The 15,841-nt window shown below is 57.9% G+C and carries 12 protein-coding genes and 1 pseudogene; 8 read left to right on the forward strand and 5 right to left on the reverse strand.

The features are described 5' to 3' along the window. The first annotated feature begins 94 nt into the window (after window positions 1-94). The 5 genes and pseudogenes from C8024_RS09270 (at window position 95) to C8024_RS09285 (ending at window position 6,360) form a co-directional block, all read left to right on the forward strand. The gene (locus C8024_RS09270; RefSeq protein WP_254305758.1) at window positions 95-1,243 is read left to right on the forward strand and encodes a TolC family protein; all 1,149 of its coding nucleotides are present in this window, start codon (window positions 95-97) and stop codon (window positions 1,241-1,243) included. Between the two features lie 82 nt (window positions 1,244-1,325). Continuing rightward, window positions 1,326-2,630, forward strand: a complete 1,305-nt coding sequence (locus tag C8024_RS09275; protein ID WP_367947253.1) for an efflux RND transporter periplasmic adaptor subunit — start codon at window positions 1,326-1,328, stop codon at window positions 2,628-2,630. Further along, window positions 2,627-2,830, forward strand: coding sequence for a copper-binding protein (locus C8024_RS23290; RefSeq protein ID WP_367947254.1), 204 nt, complete (start codon window positions 2,627-2,629; stop codon window positions 2,828-2,830). Before C8024_RS09275 ends, C8024_RS23290 begins: the two co-directional genes overlap by 4 nt. Then, a pseudogene (locus C8024_RS09280) lies at window positions 2,827-5,983 on the forward strand (efflux RND transporter permease subunit). The gene C8024_RS23290 and the pseudogene C8024_RS09280 overlap by 4 nt, the downstream one beginning before the upstream one ends. Beyond that, complete coding sequence (locus tag C8024_RS09285) at window positions 5,971-6,360, forward strand: copper-binding protein (protein ID WP_173204343.1); 390 nt, start codon at window positions 5,971-5,973, stop codon at window positions 6,358-6,360. The pseudogene C8024_RS09280 and the gene C8024_RS09285 overlap by 13 nt, the downstream one beginning before the upstream one ends. 359 nt (window positions 6,361-6,719) lie before the next feature. Here the strand turns inward: C8024_RS09285 and C8024_RS09290 are convergent, their stop codons facing one another. After that, the gene (locus tag C8024_RS09290; protein WP_173204345.1) at window positions 6,720-7,649 is read right to left on the reverse strand and encodes a nucleotidyltransferase and HEPN domain-containing protein; all 930 of its coding nucleotides are present in this window, start codon (window positions 7,647-7,649) and stop codon (window positions 6,720-6,722) included. Between the two features lie 550 nt (window positions 7,650-8,199). Between C8024_RS09290 and C8024_RS09295 the strand changes: the two genes are divergently transcribed. From C8024_RS09295 to C8024_RS09305, 3 genes are read left to right on the forward strand one after another with little or no spacing between them, the layout of a single operon-like run. Further along, window positions 8,200-8,337, forward strand: coding sequence for a benenodin family lasso peptide (locus C8024_RS09295; RefSeq protein ID WP_173204347.1), 138 nt, complete (start codon window positions 8,200-8,202; stop codon window positions 8,335-8,337). Window positions 8,338-8,390: 53 nt separating this feature from the next. Beyond that, window positions 8,391-9,008: a lasso peptide biosynthesis B2 protein gene (locus tag C8024_RS09300; RefSeq protein WP_173204349.1), complete on the forward strand. Its 618-nt coding sequence runs from the start codon at window positions 8,391-8,393 to the stop codon at window positions 9,006-9,008. Further along, the gene (locus C8024_RS09305; RefSeq protein WP_173204351.1) at window positions 9,005-10,738 is read left to right on the forward strand and encodes an asparagine synthase C-terminal domain-containing protein; all 1,734 of its coding nucleotides are present in this window, start codon (window positions 9,005-9,007) and stop codon (window positions 10,736-10,738) included. The genes C8024_RS09300 and C8024_RS09305 overlap by 4 nt, the downstream gene beginning before the upstream one ends. Here C8024_RS09305 and C8024_RS09310 read toward each other — a convergent pair. The 4 genes from C8024_RS09310 to C8024_RS09325 form a co-directional block, all read right to left on the reverse strand. Beyond that, window positions 10,724-10,933: a hypothetical protein gene (locus C8024_RS09310; protein WP_173204353.1), complete on the reverse strand. Its 210-nt coding sequence runs from the start codon at window positions 10,931-10,933 to the stop codon at window positions 10,724-10,726. The genes C8024_RS09305 and C8024_RS09310 overlap by 15 nt on opposite strands. Window positions 10,934-10,941: 8 nt before the next feature. Next, window positions 10,942-12,864, reverse strand: a complete 1,923-nt coding sequence (locus tag C8024_RS09315; protein WP_173204355.1) for an Atxe2 family lasso peptide isopeptidase — start codon at window positions 12,862-12,864, stop codon at window positions 10,942-10,944. Then, window positions 12,864-15,230, reverse strand: coding sequence for a TonB-dependent siderophore receptor (locus C8024_RS09320; protein WP_173204357.1), 2,367 nt, complete (start codon window positions 15,228-15,230; stop codon window positions 12,864-12,866). The genes C8024_RS09315 and C8024_RS09320 overlap by 1 nt, the downstream gene beginning before the upstream one ends. A gap of 102 nt (window positions 15,231-15,332) precedes the next feature. Continuing rightward, window positions 15,333-15,841: RNA polymerase sigma factor (locus tag C8024_RS09325; protein ID WP_173204359.1), on the reverse strand; the 509-nt coding region annotated here is incomplete at its 5' end.

The raw sequence follows: 15,841 nt of genomic DNA on the forward strand, positions 1-15,841 counted from the left end.
CTGCTGCCGACTTCTGCGCCTGTATGACCACGTGATGGTCATGCAGCTTCTTTGATCGTCTTGTCCGCCACAGGACCAACGCGAGGCAAATTTAATGGACTGGAAAGTTTTTTGGGTGCCGGCGGCTGCGCTGATTGCGGTCCCCGCCGCTCAGGCACAGCCGATCGGTTATGAAGAGGCGTTGCGGCAAGCAAGGATGGAGCAACCCGTGCTTGAAGCGCGCGAGTTGCAGGTTGAAGCGCAGCGCCAATCCGCCGAGGCAGCGGATGAACTGCCCGATCCGGTGTTGAGAGGAGGAATTGTAAACATGCCAGTCAGCGGCCCGGCGGCCTTCAATCTCGACCGCCAGCTGCCCAGCCAGATTCAGGTCGGAGTGGAACAGGCGATCCCCAATCTCGCCAAGCGGCGCGCGCGGGCAGGCATGGCTGCATCGGATGTCCGTGTATCGGAAGCGCGGCTGGGAATGGCGAGTCGCGACGTGGTCTTGGCTGCCGGCCAAGCCTGGATTTCACTCAGCTATGCGCAGCAACGGCAAACCGTTGCGCAAGGCGCGCTCAAGGATTTGCGCACGCTGGTCCCAGTGGCGCGCAGCGCAGTTGCAGCGGGATCAGCGCGGCCCGCCGAAAGCCTCGAAGTCCGCCGGGCTTTACTTGGCATCGATGATGCCAGCACCCGGATCGAGGCCGATCAGGAGGCCGCGCAGGCGCGGCTCGCCCGATATATCCCTCGCGAAGGTGCAGTTGCGCTAGGTTCGGCCCCGTCCGCTGAGGTGGATCCGGTGCGGTTGCGCGCGAATCTTGCACGCAATCCGGAAATTGTCGCGGCGGATGCAGCCGAAGGCCGTGCGACAGCGGCAATCGAACTGGCCCGCGCGGACAAACGGCCTGATTTTGGTATTAATGCAAGCTTCGGACGGCGCAATCCCGATTTTGGCAATGTCGTTTCGGTCATGGGTTCGATTACGCTGCCACTGTTCACCGATCGCCGGCAGGAGCCACGTATCGCGGCGGCTGAAGCTCAGGCCATGGCAGCCATGGCGGAGCGAGAGGATGCATCGCGCGAGGTCACCGCCCAATTTGAGATCGACCTCGCTATGTGGCGCAGCGCGGTCCGTCAGTGGCAGCGCGCGCGCGAGGAACTGCTGCCGCTGGCGCGCAACCGGACTGACCTTGAAACCGCCAGCTTTGCCGCTGGCGCGCGGATCTTATCGACGTCATTTCCGCCAGAACGGCGCTCGCGTTGATCGAGCTTGAAATTCTTGAACGGGAAGAAGCTGCGGTTCAAGCCGCCGCCAAGCTGCGCCTTACCTATTCGGAGGAAACGCCATGAACATGATATCGCTGTCTTCGCGCCAGCGCACCTTTGCGGGGGTTGCGGCGATTGCCTTGATCGGTGTGGCGGCTGGCTATGGTCTGTCTTTCCTCGGCGACAGGAACGACAATGCTAACGGCAACGCCGCAGCAGAGGCAGGCTGCGAGGACGTGCTCTACTGGTATGATCCCATGGTGCCGGCCCAGCGGTTTGATCAGCCCGGCAAGTCGCCGTTCATGGATATGCAACTGGTCCCCAAATGCGCGGGCGGCGGGGCAGCGCAGGCAGGGGTCAGCATCGATCCGTCGCTCGTGCAAAACCTCGGCATTCGCACAGCAGAGACTGCAATGGGTGTGCTTGAAACCGAAACGACAGTGACCGGTACAATCGCCTACAACGTCCGCGAGATGTCGGTGGTGCAGCCGCGATCGGGCGGTTTTGTCCAGCGAACCTATGGCCTTGCTCCGGACGATATCGTCCGCCGCGGCGCGCCGCTGGTTGATCTGCTGATCCCGGAATGGGGCGGCGCACAGCGCGAATATCTGGCAGTTGCCGCAACCGGCGACCAGGCACTCACCCGCGCCGCCCGTCAGCGGTTGCAACTGCTCGGGATGCCGGAGAGCATGATATCTGCAGTGGTCCGCAGCGGCCGCCCAAGGTCGGTCATCACGATCACCGCGCCTACTTCGGGCGCGGTCACCATGCTTGCGGTGCGGCCGGGCATGAGTGTGAGCAGCGGCCAGACCCTGGCCGAAATCACGGGTCTCAACCCGATCTGGCTGGAGGTGGCTGTCCCCGAAATTCAGGCAGGTGCTGTCAGGATCGGGCAAACCGTTCGCGCCACATTGACGGCCTATCCCGGCGAATTGTTCACCGGCCGGATCACGACCATCCTGCCAAGCGCGCAGGCCGACAGCAGGACGCTGACCGTAAGAGCGGAGCTGCCCAATCCAAACCTCAAGCTGCGGCCGGGTATGTTCGCGAAGGTGTCGCTCTCGCCCGAGCGACGCGAGGCTGTGCTGATAGCTTCAGAAGCAGTCATTCGCACTGGGAAGCGCACATTAGTAATGCTTTCGCAAGGCGAAGGCGGGTTCCGCCCTGCAGAAGTTCGCATAGGCCGCGAAGCGAACGGCCAGACCGAGATTATCGCTGGTTTGGCACCGGGCGAGAAAGTGGTTGTATCGGGCCAGTTCCTGCTTGATTCCGAAGCCAGCCTTGGCGGCATTGATGTCCGACCGATTGGCGCAGCTGCGCAGGCCGGAAGCGGAAAAGACGCCGGAGATCAAAAAAGCCGCAGAGCTACAGTGCCACTGGTATGATCGAGAAAATCACCGCGCGCAGCGTAACCCTGCGTCATGGGCCGGTGTCGGCGCTCGACTGGCCGGCGATGACCATGGCTTTCGCAATCGAAAGACCCGCTCAGTTACGGGGTTTTAAACGCGGCGATAATGTGACCTTCAGCTTTGTCCAGGCTGACAGTGGACCACGGATTGTCTCGATCCGGCAGCGCGGCCAATGATCGCACGGATCATCGACGCCTCGATCGCAAACCGGCTGTTCGTGATACTGGCCGCCATCGCGATCACTTTAGCCGGCATGTGGGCAGTGCGCACCACGCCGGTCGATGCCTTGCCGGATTTGTCCGACGTGCAGGTTGTCGTCCGCTCGAACTTTGCTGGGCAGGCACCGCAGATTGTGGAGGACCAGGTCACCTATCCGCTGTCGACAACCATGCTGTCGGTGCCCGGTGTGCAGACGGTCCGCGGCTATTCGATGTTCGGCGACAGTTTTGTCTATATCATCTTCGAAGACGGGACCGATCTCTACTGGGCGCGCTCGCGCGTGCTGGAATATCTCAGTCAGGTTCAGGGCGATTTACCTGATGGCGTGACCCCGGCGCTCGGTCCCGATGCGACCGGGGTAGGGTGGATTTACGAATATGCGCTGGTCGATCGCAACGGCGGCCACGATCTGGCGGGGCTGAGAAGCCTGCAGGACTGGTTCCTGCGCTATGAACTCAAGACCATTCCCGGCGTGGCCGAGGTTGCCAGCGTGGGCGGGATGGTGAAACAATATCAGATCGTGCTCGACCCCTACCGCATGGCATCGCTCGGAGTGACCCATGGTGAAATCGTCAGCGCGGTCCAGTCGGCCAATCAGGAAACCGGCGGGTCGATTGTGGAGATGGGTGAGGCCGAATATATGGTGCGCGCTTCTGGCTATCTCAGCAAACTGGAGGATTTCCGGAAAATTCCGCTCAAGACGACATCCGGCGGGGTGCCGGTCACCCTCGCTGACGTCGCGCATATCCAGCTCGGACCGGAACTGAGGCGCGGGATCGCCGAACTTAACGGGGAAGGCGAGGTTGCCGGGGGCATCATTGTGCTGCGCCAGGGGGCCGATGCGCGCACTGCCATATCATTGGTTGAAGCCAAGCTGGACGAATTGCAGGCCAGTCTGCCCGAGGGTGTCGAGGTAGTGACCACCTACGACCGCTCGCAACTGATTGACGCATCGGTCAGTAACCTGACCACCAAGCTGATCGAGGAATTCATCATAGTCGGCATCATTTGCGCCTTGTTCCTGTGGCATGCGCGCTCGGCATTGGTCGCGATCATAACGTTGCCAGTTGGGGTACTGGCGGCTTTCATTGTCATGCGCTTTCAAGGAGTAAATGCGAATATAATGTCGCTGGGCGGGATTGCCATTGCCATTGGCGCGATGGTTGATGCAGCCATCGTGATGATCGAGAATGTCCATAAACATATCGAACGTTGGACGGAGGAAAATCCTGATGCTGCCATCTCAAGTAATGAGCGCTGGCGGATTGTGGCGGAGGCTTCGAAAGAGGTTGGCCCGGCGCTGTTTTTCAGCTTGCTGATTATCACGCTATCCTTTCTACCCGTGTTCACCCTGCAGGCGCAGGAGGGTAGGCTGTTCGCTCCGCTCGCTTTCACTAAGACCTATGCGATGGCGGCCGCCGCCATATTGTCGATCACACTTGTCCCAGTGCTGATGGGCTGGCTGATCCGCGGGAAGATCCCGCGCGAGGATAGCAATATCCTTAACCGATCCCTGACCCTCGCCTATCGTCCGGGCCTCGACTGGGTGATGCGGCGCCCGAAGGCTACGCTGATTATCGCAGCGCTTGTCTTTCTCACCGCTGTCATTCCGTTCTCGCGGCTAGGTGGCGAATTTCTGCCACCGCTGGACGAGGGCGATCTGCTCTACATGCCGAGCGCCTTGCCTGGCCTGTCACCCGGTCAGGCGTCGCAGCTGCTCCAGCGAACCGACCGGCTGATCAAGTCTGTGCCTGAGGTTGAAACCGTGTTCGGCAAGGCCGGCCGGGCGGATACCGCGACCGATCCCGCGCCGCTGACGATGTTCGAAACAACCATTCAGTTCAAGCCGCAGGACCAATGGCGCGAAGGGATGACCGCCGACAAGCTTGTCGAGGAGCTCGACCGGGTAGTGCGGGTGCCGGGCCTTGCCAATGTGTGGGTCCCGCCGATCCGCAACCGTATCGATATGCTGGCGACCGGGATCAAGAGCCCAATCGGGGTCAAGGTATCGGGCGAAAACCTAGCGGAACTGGAGCGTATTGCGCTGCAAGTGGAAAGCGTTGCCAAAAAAGTACCTGGCGTCAGTTCGGCGCTCGCGGAACGGCTCACCGGCGGGCGCTACATAGATGTCGATATCGACCGGATGGCAGCGGCGCGATATGGTCTCAACATCGCCGATGTACAGCAGATCGTTTCCGGTGCCATCGGCGGAGCCAATATCGGCCGCATCTTGGAAGGGCTGGCGCGTTACCCGATCAATGTCCGTTATCCGCGCGAAATTCGTGACAGTGTCAGCGAACTGCGCCAACTGCCGTTGCTGACGCCGATGGGGCAGCAGATCACGCTCGGTACGGTCGCACAGATCGAAATCAGCGATGGCCCGCCCATGCTCAAAAGCGATCAGGGCCGACCCACCAGCTACGTCTATGTCGACGTGCGCGGGCGCGACCTTGCCTCGGTAGTCGGGGACATTCAGCAAGTCGTCGCCAGCGAGATAAAACTCCCGCCAGGGTCAGCCTGTCCTATGCTGGGCAATTCCAGTATTTGACCCGGGCCTATGAACGGCTGCAGGTCGTGGTCCCGGCCACGCTCGCGATCATCTTCCTGCTGCTCTACCTGATCTTCCGCCGGCTGGATGAAGCACTGCTGATCATGGGAACGCTGCCCTTTGCGCTGACGGGCGGATTCTGGTTGCTATATCTGATGGGCTATAACCAGTCGGTGGCGACGGCGGTCGGGTTCATTGCGCTGGCCGGGGTGTCGGCCGAATTTGGTGTGGTGATGATGATCTATCTAAAGGCCGCGCTCGACCGGCGGGAGGGTGAACATACCGCAGAAGATGTTAGCGCCGCGATCCGCGAAGGAGCGCTGCTGCGCGTGCGGCCCAAGGCAATGACCGTGGCGGTTATCCTCGCTGGCCTGTTCCCGATTCTGATCGGCACGGGCGCGGGCTCCGAAGTGATGAGCCGTATTGCCGCGCCGATGATTGGCGGCATGATCACCGCGCCTTTATTGTCGATGTTCGTATTACCCGCAGCCTATCTTTTGCTGCGACGCCCCCGGCTACCAAGACCACAACAACTGAAGGAGAAGTAGAATGCCTAGTCTAACCTGGCTGACTTTATTGGCCGTGCCCCTGTCCCTGACTGCTTGTGACAATGCGAATGATACTGAAATGCCAATGGAAGATGAAGGCATGCCGATGGGGCCCGATGCAACGCCGATGGATGGCGAGAATATGCCGACGATACAATCCGGCGCAGCGCGAACCGCGAGCGCGGAGGGCACGGTGACAGCGATTGATACCGAAGCTGGCACGATCACTCTCGATCACGGACCGGTCCCAGCGTTGGATTGGCCCGCCATGACCATGGCCTTCGATGCCGCACCGGAAGTCCGCAGTCAGGTTGCGGTAGGAGACGCGGTCACTTTCGAGTTTGAGGCAAGCGATGCGGGCAACCGGATTGCCTCGGTAAGCAAGAAATAACCAGGAATGATCCGGGTGGACTTATGTCTGCAATTGCCACTCGACCATCCCGAAAACCTGCCATTCCGCTAACCACCCAGTTCCCGCCATAATGGTGTAAGCGCAGCGAGCTTAGGCAATGGCCACTTCCATGAACGAGCTTCTTCCTTCGGAATGGCGACAATTGGGCGCGAAGCTGCCATCGCGGCGGCGGACAAATGACCGTTTAGCGAGATCGCCGCCTTAATGCCAGTCTGTCAGGGTCATCGACAATCCGGAATTCCGCCAAGGCTCGAACCGCCGACTCGGCATTCCTAACTACTTCATCAATGCCATTGTCGGCACTAAGCGCAGATCACTCCTTCCGCATGAAGTCCGAATTATTCGGTTGCCTGAACTTCATTTTCCAGTGCGGTGATCCGTCCCAAACAGATTGTGTGAACCACGCGGCCGAGTTCCTCGATCTGCTTGCCCAGCCATGTAAGTTCTTCCTCGCTGATGCGGTAATGCTTCGAGTAGCGCGCCTTTACATAAGCTTCTTTCAGCTTCTCGAACCGCGCGCGATCCGGTCGAAGTTCGCGCGGCCAGCAGTCAACCAAGCGCATATCAAGACGCTCGGCCTGCGTTCGTAGAAAGCCGAGATTGTGAACATGTGGTGTGTAGAATGTGCAGACCAACAATACACAGTGATAAAGCGTCTCGGCTGTCTGGTGCAATTCAAACGCTGCGTGTTTATATAACCCTTCAACGATTGCAAAATTCGCAATTTTCTGTCGCCCACCTGCCGCAGGAAACCACTCCTCAAAATACTCCTTTGCCATGGCCAACGCCTGCTCAGGCGTTTTCGGCTTGGGAACGTGAAGTTGACGCCCATCGGCTTCGTAGAGAGCGATGCCGTCCTTTGCGACATCCATGAAGAAGTAGCGGCCATGCGCGAGGCCGTCATTGACTTCACCGAGCGTGTGGACAATGAAATTAACCGGCGTGCGCAGTGTCTTGTCGATGGCCAGTTCGCGCATCAGCCGGTTGTCGAGCTTTAGCCAGTAATCGACCTTGTCGGTCAGGCGCTTGTCGTTGACGATGATCAGAATGTCAAAGTCGGAGCGATAGCCTTTGGCCGTATGCGGCTCATCGACCCAGCCGCCCCTTGCGTAGCTGCCATAGAGTATGATCTTCTCGATCTTCCCCTTCTTCTTCCACTCATGCTGTGCGAGCGCCAGCGCGTCTTCAAACTCTTCGAAGATGATTGCCTTCACGCGGTCAATCTCGCGTTGCTTGGCGGCAGGAAGGTGATCGAGGTCGGTGCGCATATCTATCCCTATCGTGGAGTCTCGCGCTTACATTGGCAAGTGGTATCGTACGATATTTCTGACATAGTGGTCCGTACTGTCCGTGCTTTTGATCTATCGGTTACGCCTGCACAGTGAGACTCAATGTCGTGTCGGCATCCGGCATCGTCGCGGTTCGAGATCAGAACGCCCACGACCATATGTCGCCGAACATCCGCTTGCGCAGTTTGACCACAAAACCTTCTGTCAGGAGATCGGAAACGCAGCGACGTCGGGTCTACCTCGATATTGACCTGCTCAGCTTCATCGAGATCTGTGCGGGTGCCGTCGTATTGAAAAAGGCAAGAATATCTTTATTGCTAAGCTTCTTGACCGGGTACCGGTGCGGATGTCCAGGCGAAAGCTAAAGGTATCGGTGTACATCCCAACATGTACTTCCAATACCCGGTTCCCTCGATTCAAAGATTCAACGGTCCGATTATAAAATGATTATAAAATAGATAATCGAATTAGACCCGCTCATCTTCTGTGTTGCGGCTGTTGGAGTCGCAATCAATGAAGGAGAAGAACAATGAAGGACTTTGACATCAATGACGACACGGTTGTCGATCTTGGTCAGGCTTCGGTCGAAACCAAGGGTGACGCCATCTTCGAAAGCGATGGCAGCGGCGGCAAGCTGGTTTATGCAACCGGTATCGCCGACGATTGAACCAGACGGGGTGCGGGCCGGTGGTTCGTGCCCCGTTGCCAGCCAGCACTGCAATGTCATTTCTAGAGAACCCTGATCTGGCTTGGTGCGAGATCAATGAAACGCTGGTCTTCCTCGACCTCTCGAAAGACCGGTATTTCCGCTTAACCAACGCCCAAAATCTCGAGACGCTCGAAACAATCGACCGTTCTGCATTTGGCCGCTGGCACCAGCCTGTGGCTTTGACAGGACTGTCTAAGTGGACGCCGCCCACTCGATCCAGCCCCGCAATCGGCTTCGGCTCTTTCCAGATGGCTGAAGTGGCGCGCGCCCTTTGGGTGCAGCGCTGGGTTGAATGGCGGCTTGCAAAGCAGCCCTTTTGTTCAGTCATTAATGACTTTTGTCGGATCAGGGACGCGCGCACTGGAAACTTGCCTGCTGCCAGCAACATCGCTTCCTGCACCATCCGCGGCTTCGAACATGCCCGTCTCCTGCGGACAGCGGCTGAGCGCTGTTTGGCCCGTTCGATAGCACTGTCGCTGTGTCTGGCATCGCGCGGCGTTCGCGCACATGTCGTTCTCGGGGTCAGGCTGGCCCCTTTTGGAGCGCATTGCTGGGCGCAGGCAGGTGACGAGATTTTGAACGACAGTGTCGAGGAGGTGCTTCGCTACAAACCGATCCTGTTCATATGAAAGCGCTTCGCTTCGTTCTGGCCGCCCCACTTCAAAAGCCTCAGTTTTTCGAGAAGATCGAAGCGGCCGTGGAGCTTGATCAAGTTTGCGCGGGAGGCCCGCGACTTTGGACTAACCATGGCGTCCCCATTATCGATCTGGGTGACGCAGGGCAAATAGTTGGTTTGGTGTTTTCGAAGACGTCGACAACCCCGCTTCGTTGCCTTCCGCCAGATGCGCCATTGAAAGGCGGGCCTGCCTCGCTGGCGGCGTGGCTGATGCGCGCCTGTTGGGGCGGATATGTGGCATTATTATCTGATCGCGCGACAGGTCGAATTGCGGCTATCGTCGATCCGTCGGGTCTGTGCCCGGTATATCGTAGCAAAACCCTCACCCATATCATTTTAGCGTCCCATCCAGACCTTGTTAGAACAGTGACCAGTGCGCCTCTGGTCGTATCTTGGCAGGGCCTCCGTTCATGTTTGTTGCGGCCCGAGCTACGGCAGATTTCAACATGTCTTGTCGGTATCACTGAACTGCCACCGGGTGAATTGGTCCGAATTGACGAGCGATCTTTGGGAGGTGAGAGAATTTGGCGTCCGGACGATTTCATGCCGGGCAGAATTACAATGTCATTTGACGAAGCAGCCGAAGAACTCAGAAACATCGCCATTCCGGTGATCGGCGCGTGGGCGAAGATGCTCGGGCCGGTGGCGGTCGCAGCCTCGGGTGGCGTAGATTCCTCGTTCATATGCGCGGCGCTTAAAGCCGGTGACGAGAGTTTCACATGTGCTACCGTTTCGACCGACGATGCGAGCGGCGATGAACGCGCATTCGTCAACATGCTTGGCAATCATCTTGGAGTCCAAACGAAATCAGCGGTTTACGACCCCGCGACGGTCGATCCGCAGCGCGGGGTGTCAGCTGGACTGGCGCGCCCAACCCGCAAAGCCTTTATGGCAGCGCTCGATACCGCGCTTTTCCAGGCTGGGCGGAGCGTTGGGGCGAGCGTAATCTTCGACGGCAATGGTGGTGACAATCTGTTCTGCTTCCTTCATTCCTCTGCGCCTGTTGTCGACCGAATTCGGTGCGAGGGGTTAGGACGGGGCAGTTTTTTGACCTTCCTCGATATGTGCCGTGTCACCGGATGCGACATGCCGACAATGGCGCGGGCGATGATGCGGCGGCTGAGTCGGCGGGAATTTCCCAGATGGCCCGCCGATATCAGTTTGTTGGCTGGCCTGCCCGAGGTGCATGAGGAGATCGAACCGCTTACACCCTGGTTTCAGACGGACGTTGGCCGACATGGCGGCAAACGAGACCATCTGGCGCTTATCATGAGGGCGCAACATCATGTACATGGCCTCACGACCTGCGGGCTACCCCGCTTCTCCCCGATAATGAGCCAGCCATTGATCGAATTTTGCCTTGGAATCCCGACGTGGATATGGCCCGAGGGCGGCATCAACCGCGCACTCGCGAGGTCGGCCTTCGCTGCCGAACTGCCGCACGAAATCCTCACACGCACGTCGAAATCTGGACCCGACAGCTTCATCCGGCGAAGCTTCGACCAACATCGGCCCACCATCCGTAATCTCCTAATGGATGGTCTACTCGCGCAGCACGGAGTCATCGACCGCTCTGCAGTGCATGACGCGCTGAACACCGACGTCATCTCGGGCGGCGATATCGTTTACCGGCTGCTAGATCTGGCTGAAGCTGAAAGCTGGGCGCGGTCATGGCAAAATTGATGGCCCATTTTCGCATCTCAGTTCTTCGGCCTTGGGCGCATCTTTCATTGCCATCCAACGCGCATATTGATCCGCCTTTGCCGGATCACAGTTGATACGCTGCATGAGCCAGAACTGGAACCATTCTGTCGATCGCTCATATGTGGCGCGCCGGTGTGCAGGCTGATATTTAACATGCGGTTCGCCTGCCAGCACATAAAGCTCTATCGCCTTGCCGCGATGTTTGTACAATTCGAGGACGTCGAGACTCCCTTCATATTCGCTGTCGGGAGACTGGATGAGGATGGGAACATTAATCCGGTCGACATTGAGCAACAGCGACAATGGCTTCCAATGATCTTCGACGCCGGGCTCGAAAATCGGTAACCGATCTCGCGCCCATATTGCGTGAAGGTCGGGCCGGCGGCGATCGGGAATGCCCACATATCCTCGCAGCAGGTACCGAGAGCGGCCACTTTGAATAGCGAAGAGTTGATCAGTGCCCACTGGGTTGTCGCCGTTCCGTCGCTGAAACCCGTAATTCCCATTCTGGTGCTGTCTATCGTGCCGGAATTGATCGCCTGTTCGACTGCCATCTCCAGCGACGAATGAACATTGCGCCGGTCGATCCAGTCGGCCCGGTTCGCCTTGCCTAACTCGAGTTCGGTTTTACCGGCCATTGCCTCCGGTACGAAATCAGGCCGGTCAAAGCTCAGAACCGCAAATCCCTTGGCCGCTAACAACTGAATCGGAAATTCGTTGCCCGTGCTACCGCGTAAGAAACCCTGGCTTTGATATTGCACCACCACGAGCGGATGCTTGGCGCCTGCTCTGTGAAGGGGAGGCAGCACCAGATCTGCGTAGCTTTCGACGCCGTAGCTGTTGCGAAACTTGAATCGCTGGTTTGCGCCCAACTTGATCCGTCCAAAGGCCGGATTGGGATCATGGATCAGCCGCTCGCGGCCCGTGTCGGGATTGATGGCAACCACCCGTCTTGGGCGAAGCGCGCCTTCGCGCGCGCAAATCAACTCCTTTCCGGCCAGTTCGCAACCAACCAATGCGTCATCCGTGATCATGATCCGGCGCGGCGCCTCGGCTCCGAGCTTCCAGCGCACAAGCGCCGTCTGGCTTCCGCCCCACCCCGTCTTCTGGATGGCATAGAGACTGCTGCCGTCAACCGACCACCATAATTGCTTCGTGCCGCTGCAGCGCTCCTCACATTTCAAAATTCGTCCATCTGCTTGTTTTAATGTCAGCCCTGTAGGACTGAGCAGTTCGCTTGGATGGATTGGCTCGCGCCAGGCAGCAACCCCGCCGGCGCCATTGACAAAGCTCCTCATATTTCGGGGCGCGCCTTCTGGCCGTTCAGGCCTGAGCTTGGCAATTTCGGCGGGTGTCGATTGTCTCGTCTCCCCTGCCACAAGTTCAACCGTATTATATGCATATGTGACCGGTTCGATCGGGATGGGAAAGTTGGCTTTGTCAGGTGCAAACCGCTCGTCGAACAGAAACCCGCTCCGGGCTTCCCGCGCTATGGCTTCGGCCTGTATTCTTATTCCAGGACGGGTCGCCACCACCAGCGCCTCGCCGCTTTCGGTCCAGGCAAAATCGTCAACATTGTCAGGCATATCGGTTGCACGCGACGCAGGTTTATCGCCCTCGCTGTGGACCAGCCACACCTGTGATGTTTTGCCTTCTTGCTTCAGAAATGCGATGCGGCGACCGTCAGGCGACCATCGGGGGGTGATCACCTTTGCAGAGCCCGCCATGATCGATACGAATTTGCGCAATTCGAAATCATTCCTGATCAAGGCTCCGCCCCTGTCAAGTTCCCGCGGCGCATTACCACCGCCGATGGGCATCACCATCAACTGCTGGCAATATTGATTTTCCGCTGCATTTGCACGGCGAACAACGAATGCAATCCGCTTGCCATCCGGCGAGATGCCGAACGGACTTGGTGACTCATAGGGGTCGGATCGACCGATATCGGCAAGACCAACTAGATCGCTCGTTCTTATAAGCCGGATCGCGCCGGAGTGCGCCTCCGGCTCGCTGAAGCTAATACATGGGTCGGCATGCGTCTCTGGAAGCTCCACAGTCGGCACGATGGTCTTGGCGACGAGCGCTGCAAACAGTAAATTCATTACCAGTGCTGCCGGATTGCGATCGCGACAAAGCGACCGATGGGAGAGAAGTTGGTGGAATCATATGGCGTGTCGGTAGGCCCTGTTGTTTGGATTAGCTCAGGCTTGTCGTTGAACAGGTTGTTGATCGTCAGGGACACCGAAAGACCTGCATCCCTGCCACTGCCCGCGATTATGTCGTAGCTCGCCCCGACATCAACGGTTGCGCTTGGTTCGATCCGACGCTCGATCGCAAATCTCTGATCCTTCAGAGCTCCGGTGAAATTAAGCGCCGTTGTCAGCATAAACCGATCTGTCCGGTAATTGGCTGCCGCCCGTAGCCGGAATTTCGGAGGATTGAAGACGGTACCGGAGAGTTGTACAACCGGAAGCTCATCTGTCAGAAGCTGACTGCTTTCAAGCCAGCTCGCATCAAGGTCGAGACCAAGTGTGCCAACCCCGAGTTTGCCATTCCAGGAAAGCCGTGCATCGATCCCCCTTATGGTCTGGGCAGCAACATTGACGTTGCGATTGTCAATGAAGGCTATGACATTTGCAGGGTCGTAGGCGCGCCCAGAGAAGTTCTGAAGACCGATCTGCGCGCCTGCGATTAGCTCCGCAAGCTCGGATGCAGTAGGAGAGAAGTCGATGAGCGTGGCGAAACCGGGGTTCCGGAATGCCGCCGCGATAGAACCCGCGATCGGCCGGACCACCCGGTCGCGGTATCGGATATCATAGTAAGTCGCGGAAACGGTCAGACCTTCAAGAAACTGTGGCCGCAGTTCGAAACCTCCTGTCCAGCTGCTTGCGTGCTCTGGTTCAACATCCGGGTTGCCGCCGGCGGTATAGAAAACGGTACTCGTGCTGGATACGTTTCCGAACGCAGTTCCGGGCAGGAGAATGGCTTCGTATGGGATATATTGCTGATAAAGGGTCGGAGCCTTGAACGAGCGTGCCCAACTCGCACGCAATGTGAGCTCCGAGATCGGTGCATATATCAGCCCCAGACGCGGTGTCGCTAGCTGATCTAGTCCTGGATAATCTTCATAACGTATTGCGGCCGATAGGCTGAGCCTGTCGATGCCAGGAACATTAAGGTCGGAGGAAACGAATGGAAGGTAGAATTCGCCATATGCATAGCGGCTCCGGCGTGTGACATCGAAAGCATCCGACGGCGTTCCGTTCACGAGTTGGGTATAGTCAAGGCTATTATTCCGGAACCCGCCCCCGATCGCCAGGCGAGCGCTTCCACCCCCAAGCGCAAAAAGCGGCCCCTCAGCTCCGGCGTCAAAAGCCGTGACACCGTTACAATAGCAGCCGTTCGCTACTCTCGCCGTTCCCGCAACTGGCGTTGTTGTCGTTGAATAATATGTCCGGTCGCGGCCAAATACACCCAGCAATTTTACCTGCCAGTCAGAACCCAGATTGATCTCTATTGATGGCGCTATTGTGTAGGTCTCGGTCTCGGGTTCAATTGAAAACTGAGTAGTAGCGGTTCTGCTTTCGGTGCGCGACTTGCGTCGCGCATAAAGCGCGTCGACTTTCGCCACCACATTGTCGGTCAATCTCTGATGGGCAGCAAATGTTACCGCATGACGGCTCAACGACGGGTAGAGAGTGGCATTGGGATCGAGCGAAGTGGCATAAGAACGTTTCCGGGCTCTTATCTCGGAATTGTGCGCAAAGTCATAGGCAACGAGAAAGCCACCGCCATTCCAGGTCTTGCCACCGACGATATCAGCCTGCTGTCGAAAATAGCCGCCATCCGTGCTCGCACCGATCTGCGCTGAGGTCGCAACACCATCGAAATCACTGCGCAGGATAACGTTGACGACACCGGCTACTGCATCAGAGCCGTAAAGCGCCGACGCGCCGTCAGGCACGACTTCGATGCGATTGAGCGCAGCTAGCGGGACAGCGGAGATATCGACACCACCAAAGGCAGAGTCATAAGGCAGACGGTGCCCGTTAAGCAGGGTCAACGTCGCATCCGGCCCAATTCCACGCAGATTCGCATGTGAACCCGAATTAATGTTGTTGTTGATAAGACCGCCGCCGCTACCAACGCCTGGATTTTGACCTCCGCCGAAGTTCTGCGGCAAAGAGCGAATGGCCTCGCCAAGATCGACCTGTCCGGCTGCGATTATGGCTTCTTGGCCGAGTGTGATGACATCGCTTGCAACCGCTGCACCCCGGATCCGCGAACCCGTTACGACAATGGTCCCACTTTGATCTGGCGCTATATTGTCATCGGCACCTGCAGGATTGGGTGTCCCTTCCTGTTCATCTAATTTGTCCGTTGGCGCATCCTGTGCGGCAACTGCTTGCGTAGCGAAGGTAAACACTGTTCCAGCCAGCAAGGCTGAAAATATTTGTCTGTGCTGCATCAATATCTCCCTGATTGTTTTTCAGGCCACCATTTTAAATTTGGGCCATGCAGGGATAGACGCAGAGATTGCCGGTTACCTTAGTTGCAGATGAAACTATTTTTAAAGCGTTTCGCCGAGTACGGTACGGATATGCGCCAACGCCTTCATCATGTGATATTCGACAGCAGCCATGGAGATATCCAGAGCCCCGCGAATATCGCGATACGCCATCTCGTCGAACCGGTGCATGAGGAATATCGTGCGCGTCCTTTCGGGCAGCTGCCTCAACGCGCGTTCAAGGCATTGTGTCAGGTCGCTGGCCTCAAGTTCATATTCTTGCTCTGCGGCGCAGTGCGCGTCGCGCGCCTCGTTCAGGGGCAACGTGACTACCCGGCACTGCTGCCGACGCGCGGCATCAATCAGTAAATTTCGAGCGATGCAGAAAAGGAAGCTGCGGGGGTTCATCAGGCTGGACAGTTGCGGGCTGGTGGCCGCGCGCAGGAACACCTCTTGGGCTATATCACATGCGAGTTCGGGTCCGACCCGACCTCTGAGAAAACGAATCAACATCGCGTCATGGCGAAAATTGTTCGAAGTGTTCTGCCGCGCAGCATCATCGGGCCGATCTG

Source organism: Sphingopyxis sp. BSNA05 (assembly GCF_013265645.1).
In the GTDB taxonomy this organism is placed as follows: Bacteria; Pseudomonadota; Alphaproteobacteria; order Sphingomonadales; family Sphingomonadaceae; genus Parasphingorhabdus.